The sequence below is a fragment of the Sphaerospermopsis sp. LEGE 00249 genome (assembly GCF_014299995.1).
GTDB classification, from domain to species: Bacteria; Cyanobacteriota; Cyanobacteriia; order Cyanobacteriales; family Nostocaceae; genus Sphaerospermopsis; species Sphaerospermopsis kisseleviana.
Genome location: NZ_JACJUZ010000030.1, coordinates 49,821 through 56,781 on the forward strand (window position 1 = coordinate 49,821; position 6,961 = coordinate 56,781).

General features: G+C 39.4%; 10 protein-coding genes and 1 tRNA gene. 6 read left to right on the forward strand and 5 right to left on the reverse strand.

What is annotated here, in order from left to right:
- Positions 1-34: 34 nt before the first annotated feature.
- Positions 35-979 (forward strand): GDP-L-fucose synthase, encoded by a 945-nt coding sequence (locus H5968_RS12265; RefSeq protein ID WP_187040179.1) that lies wholly within the window; start codon positions 35-37, stop codon positions 977-979.
- A gap of 185 nt (positions 980-1,164) precedes the next feature.
- Entirely contained in the window at positions 1,165-1,737 is a 573-nt protein-coding gene (locus H5968_RS12270) for a 5-formyltetrahydrofolate cyclo-ligase (protein WP_255427115.1), read from the forward strand.
- 2 nt (positions 1,738-1,739) lie between these two features.
- Here the strand turns inward: H5968_RS12270 and H5968_RS12275 are convergent.
- The 4 genes from H5968_RS12275 to H5968_RS12290 form a co-directional block, all read right to left on the reverse strand.
- Positions 1,740-1,813, reverse strand: a tRNA-Pro gene (locus H5968_RS12275).
- A gap of 141 nt (positions 1,814-1,954) precedes the next feature.
- Positions 1,955-2,320 carry a DUF1818 family protein gene (locus tag H5968_RS12280; RefSeq protein ID WP_187040181.1) on the reverse strand — a complete coding sequence of 122 codons (366 nt, stop codon included), beginning with the start codon at positions 2,318-2,320 and terminating at the stop codon, positions 1,955-1,957.
- Between the two features lie 63 nt (positions 2,321-2,383).
- Positions 2,384-2,887, reverse strand: a complete 504-nt coding sequence (locus tag H5968_RS12285) for a hypothetical protein (RefSeq protein ID WP_187040182.1) — start codon at positions 2,885-2,887, stop codon at positions 2,384-2,386.
- A gap of 66 nt (positions 2,888-2,953) precedes the next feature.
- On the reverse strand, positions 2,954-3,190 hold the full coding sequence (locus tag H5968_RS12290; RefSeq protein ID WP_096570468.1) for a DNA-directed RNA polymerase subunit omega: 237 nt from the start codon (positions 3,188-3,190) through the stop codon (positions 2,954-2,956).
- 237 nt (positions 3,191-3,427) lie between these two features.
- Here H5968_RS12290 and H5968_RS12295 point away from each other — a divergent pair, with 237 nt between their 5' ends.
- Positions 3,428-3,958 carry a hypothetical protein gene (locus H5968_RS12295; RefSeq protein WP_096570466.1) on the forward strand — a complete coding sequence of 177 codons (531 nt, stop codon included), beginning with the start codon at positions 3,428-3,430 and terminating at the stop codon, positions 3,956-3,958.
- A gap of 69 nt (positions 3,959-4,027) precedes the next feature.
- Here the strand turns inward: H5968_RS12295 and H5968_RS25130 are convergent, their stop codons facing one another.
- Complete coding sequence (locus tag H5968_RS25130) at positions 4,028-4,186, reverse strand: hypothetical protein (protein WP_222620663.1); 159 nt, start codon at positions 4,184-4,186, stop codon at positions 4,028-4,030.
- A 289-nt stretch (positions 4,187-4,475) separates the two neighbouring features.
- On the opposite strand from H5968_RS25130, the gene H5968_RS12305 reads away from it, so the two are divergent.
- From H5968_RS12305 to H5968_RS12315, 3 genes are all read left to right on the forward strand, one after another.
- Positions 4,476-4,892, forward strand: coding sequence for a photosystem I reaction center subunit II PsaD (locus H5968_RS12305; RefSeq protein WP_096570464.1), 417 nt, complete (start codon positions 4,476-4,478; stop codon positions 4,890-4,892).
- Between the two features lie 150 nt (positions 4,893-5,042).
- Positions 5,043-6,554 (forward strand): anthranilate synthase component I, encoded by a 1,512-nt coding sequence (gene trpE / locus H5968_RS12310; RefSeq protein ID WP_187040183.1) that lies wholly within the window; start codon positions 5,043-5,045, stop codon positions 6,552-6,554.
- A 39-nt stretch (positions 6,555-6,593) separates the two neighbouring features.
- The coding region (locus H5968_RS12315; RefSeq protein WP_187040184.1) for a DUF2887 domain-containing protein at positions 6,594-6,961 on the forward strand (368 nt) is incomplete at its 3' end.

A 6,961-nucleotide genomic window follows, 5' to 3' on the forward strand; every position in this document is an offset into this window, starting at 1 on the left:
AATCCAAAATCCAAAATCTAAAATCCAAAATTGAATGACTGGCTTAGAACTAAACAATAAACGTATTCTTGTCACTGGTGGTTCCGGTTTTCTAGGCCGTCAAGTGATAAACCAACTGTGTCAAGCTGGGGCAGACCGTGAGAAAATTACAGTACCGCGATCGCGTGATTGTGATTTGCGAGTTTGGGAAAATTGCCAACGCGCAGTTGAACAACAGGATATAGTCATTCACTTAGCTGCTCATGTCGGTGGAATTGGCCTCAACCGTGAAAAACCCGCAGAGTTGTTCTATGATAACTTGATCATGGGTACTCAGCTAATTCATGCGGGCTATCAAGCAGGTTTAGAAAAGTTCGTTTGTGTGGGTACTATCTGCGCTTATCCTAAATTTACCCCAGTTCCTTTTAAAGAAGAAGACTTGTGGAATGGTTATCCAGAAGAGACTAACGCTCCCTATGGAGTAGCTAAGAAGGCGCTTTTAGTCCAACTGCAATCTTACCGTCAGCAGTATGGGTTTAATGGTATTTACCTACTCCCTGTGAACTTATATGGTCCTGAAGATAATTTTGATCCTAGAAGTTCTCATGTTATTCCAGCTTTGATCCGCAAAGTTCACGAAGCGCAAACCAAGGGAGAAAAACAACTTCCTGTGTGGGGTGATGGTTCTCCTACCCGTGAGTTTTTGTATTCCACAGATGCTGCACGGGGTATTGTCATGGGTACTCAGTTCTACAATGAATCTGATCCTATTAACTTGGGTACAGGTTATGAAATCTCTATTAAAGATCTGATTACTCTGATTTGTGAGTTAATGGAATATGAAGGGGAGATTGTTTGGGAAACTGACAAACCCAACGGACAACCAAGACGTTGTTTAGATACGGAAAAAGCCAAGGAAGCGTTTGGTTTCACTGCTCAATTCAGCTTTGAAGAAGGGCTAAAAAATACGATTGAGTGGTGGCGCAAAAATGCTGCATAGGTAAAAATCTAGCAGTTTATCTGGTTATCTCGTTATCTCGTTCCCAGTCTTATCTCGTTCCCAGTCTCTGACTGGGAATGCCATCAATTGACAATTAACAATGGACAATTGACAATTACCCTTGAATGAAACAATTGTCAATTATCAATTATCAATTCACCTGTCACCTGTTACCTGTTCGCACATTGCTAAAAGTTGATTCACAGCTAAACAAAACAAAACTTAGACGTAGTTTGCTAAGAAAACGTCAATCTATGACTGTTCAAGATTGGCAAAAAAAGAGCGATCGCATTTCTTCCCAACTCCAAAATTCGCCTTTATTTACCCAAGCAACCACCATCCTCGCCTATTTCAGCTTTCGTCAAGAACCTGATTTAAGTCCACTGTTTACCGACTCGCAGCGTCGTTGGGGTTTTCCCCGTTGTGTTGGTAAGTCTCTATCCTGGCATTTGTGGCAACCAGATGATATACTGCAAACTGGTAATTATGGTATTACTGAACCACACCCAGAAGCACCAACTATAGATCCTACAGAAGTCGATTTAATTCTTGTTCCTAGTGTAGCTTGCGATCGCCAAGGATACCGTTTAGGTTATGGTGGTGGATATTATGACCGTTTGTTGAGTTCTCCCGTTTGGTCTAAAATACCCACTATAGGCGTAGTTTTTGATTTTGCCTATTTCCATCAACTCCCCTTTGATAATTGGGATAAGTGTTTACAAAGTGTTATTACCGAATCGCAAATTTACATCCGATAAAATCGGAGCGGCGGGATTCGAACCCACGACCTCCACTACCCCAAAGTGGCGCGCTACCAAGCTGCGCTACGCCCCGTTAACTTAACTTTTAGATTCTTGATTTTAGATTTTGGATTGAGGATTTTTCCAAATTTGTGAATCTAGATTTTGAATCTAACCTTTATTAAGTCACTTTTCTAAATATATCAAAAGTCGAAGGAAAACGCAAGGGGGTTTTTCAAAAAACTTTCAGCATCGCCGCTGCTGCCACCAAGCCCGTTACTGCATGAGCATCCCATTGTCCTTCTGCACATCGCCCAGTGTTGAGGATCAAGCGCAAACTATAGGAGTGGGGATAACCTTCTACCTCCATCCATAATAAATCAGTTTCGGCTTCACAGGCAATTTTTTCTTCATCCATTAATTCTGTCGCTAAATGCTTCATCGTATCTGCAAGCTTATTTAATAAGCGACAAAAATCATCTAATTCAACTTTGGTTAATTCAACCGCCCAATTATCTGTACCAACTAAACCTTTAAATTCTGGTGCGTCTGGATTCCAACCTATACGCCAACCAGTTCCGCTTTTAATTACTTTTTCCATTAGTTATTGGTCATTAGTCATTAGTCATTGGGCATTAGGTTATTAATATTTCCCTGTCACCTGTCACCTGTCACCTGATGATGGAGTATTAAAAATATTAACCAGGACTTGTACTAGCTTATTACGTTGGTTGCGGGTGAGTTTAGCTATAGCAGTGCGATCGCCCTCTAATGGATTTTGCTTTAAGGAATCACTGCCCGGATAGGAAGCTTCATATATAACTTCATTTGCATTCAAATAGTCAGCTAAAGTTAGTTTCCAATCGAAACGATATATAGGCACTCTACCTTTTACATAAATGTGGTAACGAATCAACCGACTAGCTAAGGTGTTATTTTCAGCCACCTTGCCAGTTTCTTTACTGATATATTGATTTTCTTTTGACAGGTCGGGTAATTGCTGATACACTAACTGCCAAATATCACTAGGGCTGATTCTCTGGGCTACAGCAGGTGAGATGCTCAGAAAATCGAAGTTTCCTGAACCGAAAATCAATACACTCAGAGTTATTATTGTAATTATCAGTCCTGATTGAAACCGCAAAAATAAAAGTTTTTTCTTTTTCATTGATTGATTTTACGATAAAAAAACTGGGAATAGGGAACTAATGACCCATTCCCAGTATCATGTAAATTACAAATCGCCGATAATTTCCGGCTGAGTTAGTTCATCAGACATCTCAATAATGGCTCTAAGTACAGGTTTCATCATGCTATCTTCATTATTTTCAAAATCTTCGTAACGCCGACGCTTGGCACGATTAGCTACTTGCACAGTAATCCGATAGCGATTTGAAGCGGCGCTAATAAGATCCTCGGCACGGTGCATAATTTGAGATTGGGTTGTCTCGAACTTGGAACGCTTGAGCATAATTTGTGTTTGTTAGGATTCTCAACCAGTTTAGCAGTACCAAAAGAAACTGAGAAATTGGAATTGTATATATTATAACAATACCTTCGCCAAAACTCTGAAACCCTATTGATATCGTAACGATTTTATTGGGTTTCAGACCTATCTTTGGAAAATTGGCATAGGTATTGTTATAAATAACACATAAATAACACATAAATAACACATAAATAACACATAAATTTTTGATCTGTACTTATGTCTAAAAAGAATTTTATCACTTCCCAAAAATCTCTGTTATTCATACTCGGCGCGAGTCTGACTACTTTTTTTAGTTTATCCATCCAACCCTCACAAGCGGGAAATATACCCCGCCCTTCCGATGCACCACTAGAACTAAATTTATTGACTACTCCCCAAGGTTCTGTCATCACCGCTAACACTATTAACTCCACAAGTTTAACCATCCCTAGTTTGTGGTGGGCTAAGGAAATCTCTGAAAATAAACTTTTAGATAACTGGATAGCATATCCAGCGTCTGAAAATGAATCAGCCCGTGTAGACTTGATCGTAAATCAGCAAATTTGGAGTTTATTAGATTATCTAGAACGCTACCGATTTGTGCATAGTCTGGGTAATTATACTCGTAATTTGGGTTATAACATCCGCGTTTTCAATTATCAAAAAGAAATGTTAGCAACTTACACCTGTAAACTGGATTTAAATCCAGACCTATGTAATATCCAAATGACCAATCAAAGTAAGTTGGGTTTACCAATTGAGAATTGAGAATTAAGAATTGATAATTAGGGTTTGCTGATAGCGTAGCGTGGCGTTAGCCATATAAAACTGAAAAGTTTACACGCAAAGGGTTTTAGCGATTTTGACTTTCAAAAAGTGCAAGCTTTTAAGCCTTCCTGTTCGCACTGATTTACCCAGTTTTACTGCTGCTTCTTTGAGTCTTTGAGCATAGGTAGTGCGATCGCCTGCTTCTAATAAACTTTGAATAACCTCCATTTTTAGTTTCGCTGTTACAGCAGGGTTTCAATAGTTTTGATTTTTTGTGACAATATTCTGTTAAATTGTCAAATAATTTGTCCGCGTTGCCAAACTACCTAGACCACAGCGACAAAAATTGCATCAATCAGATCGGGTGATGGGGAGGAAAAGATTTTTCCCAGTCCCCAGTCCCCAGTCCCCAATCACCCATTTCCTAAAAACTGTTACAGTCTATAACGCGATCGCAACATAAGGTGGGTTACGGTGTTAGTATGCCCTAAAAACGTTGAGAGAAAACCTTAACCTTATGGCAACTCTAACTGGACAAACTCCCCTCTTCGGCGGTAGCACTGGCGGTCTACTCAAAAAAGCAGAAGTAGAAGAAAAGTACGCTATCACCTGGACAAGCCCCAAAGAGCAGGTTTTTGAAATGCCTACTGGTGGCGCTGCTACAATGCTAAAAGGCGAAAACTTGCTTTATTTGGCTCGCAAGGAGTATGGTATCGCTTTAGGCGCTCAACTCCGCAAATTCAAAATCACTGACTACAAAATTTACCGGATTCTCCCCAGCGGTGAAACCACTTTCATTCACCCTGCTGATGGTGTCTTCCCTGAAAAGGTAAATGCTGGTCGTCAAATGGTGCGCCACGTACCCCGCAGAATTGGTCAAAACCCCAGTCCTGCACAACTCAAATTCAGTGGTAAAGCTACCCACGACGCATAAGGTCTAGATACTAGGGACTGGGGACTGGGGACTGGGGACTGGGGACTGGGAATTGTAGATAATGATAAATGCTGATAATTTATCATTCATCTTCTATAATCATCCTCACACCCAATCACCAATTCCCAATCCCTAATCACCAGATTATTTATGATTTTCCCCGACTTCCAACAATTTACAAAACTCGCTCAACAAGGTAATTTTGTTCCTGTCTATCAAGAATGGGTAGCTGACTTGGATACCCCTGTTTCTGCTTGGTACAAGGTTTGTGCAAGTCAACCTTACAGCTTTTTGCTGGAGTCGGTGGAAGGTGGTGAAAAAGTAGGAAGATATAGTTTATTGGGTTGTAACCCGCTTTGGATTTTAGAAGTAAGGGGAGATCAAACTACCCAAACCTATAGAGATGGTTCACAGAAAGTTTTTACAGGTGATCCGTTCAATGTGTTAGCGGAATGTTTAGCACCTTATCACCCCGTAAAATTACCACAGCTACCTTCAGGAATTGGCGGTTTATTCGGGTTTTGGGGCTATGAGTTAATCAATTGGATTGAACCCCGTGTACCAATTCATGCCCAAGATGAGCGTAATCTTCCTGATGGGTTATGGATGCAAGTAGATCATTTATTGATATTTGATCAGGTAAAACGCAAAATTTGGGCGATCGCCTACGCAGATTTAAGGAATAATGAAAACTTAGAAATTGCTTATCAAAAAGCGTGCGATCGCATTCAAGAAATGGTAAGCAAATTATCCTTACCCATATCACCAGAAAATACTAAATTACCTTGGACATCTCCCCAAAATAAACCCAAAGCAGGAATAGAAGAATACACCAGCAATTTCACTAAAAAAGAATTTTGCGCGAGTGTAGAAAAAGCGAAAGAATATATTAAAGCCGGCGATATTTTTCAAGTTGTCATTTCTCAAAGATTATCCACAGAATATAAAGGTGATCCTTTTGCTTTATATCGTTCTTTAAGGCAAATTAATCCTTCACCTTACATGGCGTTTTTTAACTTCCAAGACTGGCAAATTATCGGTTCTAGTCCTGAAGTAATGGTCAAAGCAGAACGAGATGAAGAAGGGGGAATTATTGCCACAGTTCGACCCATTGCAGGAACAAGACCGAGAGGAAAAACCACCAAAGAAGATGAAGCTTTAGCAGCAGATTTATTACAAGATCCTAAAGAAGTTGCTGAACATATCATGTTAGTAGATTTAGGAAGAAATGATTTAGGAAGAGTGTGTGAAAATGGCACAGTTAAAGTAGATGAATTAATGGTAATTGAACTTTACTCTCATGTCATGCACATTGTGAGTAATGTAGTAGGTAAATTAGCAGAAAATAAGACAGCATGGGATTTATTAAAAGCTTGTTTTCCTGCGGGAACAGTTAGCGGTGCGCCAAAAATTCGTGCAATGGAAATTATCAACGAACTAGAACCAACCCGCAGAGGAGTATATTCTGGGGTGTATGGATATTATGACTTTGAAGGACAATTAAATAGTGCGATCGCTATCCGCACAATGGTATTAAATAATCAAACTGTTACTGTCCAAGCAGGTGCAGGTTTAGTAGCAGACTCCGAACCAGAAAAAGAATATGAGGAGACATTAAATAAAGCGAGAGGTTTATTAGAAGCAATTAGATGTTTGCGATGAGTTTTACTGGTTAAAAAGAGGAAATAATTGACATAAATAATGCACACAGACACAATCTTCTACCAAATATTCCTCACTTTCCACACCCTATTATTTGAAATACTGGGTGAACCAACAGAAAACGCCAAAGACTATCAATTCACCTCTGTAGAAGTGAAAGAAAAAGCATTTAGATTTGATGGGATTTTTATGACAGATAATGTAGAAAAACCCATCTATTTTGTGGAAGTGCAATTTCAACCAAAACCAAACTTTTACTGGGAATTAATAGCAGAAATAAACATTTATCTCAATCAATTTAAACCTGTACAAGATTGGCAAGCAATAGCGTTATTTGCAAAACGCAGTTTAGACGTAGGAGAACTGACAGCTTATCAACAAGAATTTATTAACAGTGGGAGAATTAA

Coding starts and splice junctions, on each gene's coding strand:
- H5968_RS12280 (WP_187040181.1), bottom strand. CDS start 2,320: ATGGAAAAAGTAATTAAAAGCGGAACTGGTTGGCGTATAGGTTGGAAT.
- H5968_RS25130 (WP_222620663.1), bottom strand. CDS start 4,186: ATGGAGGTTATTCAAAGTTTATTAGAAGCAGGCGATCGCACTACCTAT.
- H5968_RS12295 (WP_096570466.1), top strand. CDS start 3,428: ATGTCTAAAAAGAATTTTATCACTTCCCAAAAATCTCTGTTATTCATA.
- H5968_RS12290 (WP_096570468.1), bottom strand. CDS start 3,190: ATGCTCAAGCGTTCCAAGTTCGAGACAACCCAATCTCAAATTATGCAC.
- trpE (WP_187040183.1), top strand. CDS start 5,043: ATGATTTTCCCCGACTTCCAACAATTTACAAAACTCGCTCAACAAGGT.
- H5968_RS12265 (WP_187040179.1), top strand. CDS start 35: ATGACTGGCTTAGAACTAAACAATAAACGTATTCTTGTCACTGGTGGT.
- H5968_RS12285 (WP_187040182.1), bottom strand. CDS start 2,887: ATGAAAAAGAAAAAACTTTTATTTTTGCGGTTTCAATCAGGACTGATA.
- H5968_RS12305 (WP_096570464.1), top strand. CDS start 4,476: ATGGCAACTCTAACTGGACAAACTCCCCTCTTCGGCGGTAGCACTGGC.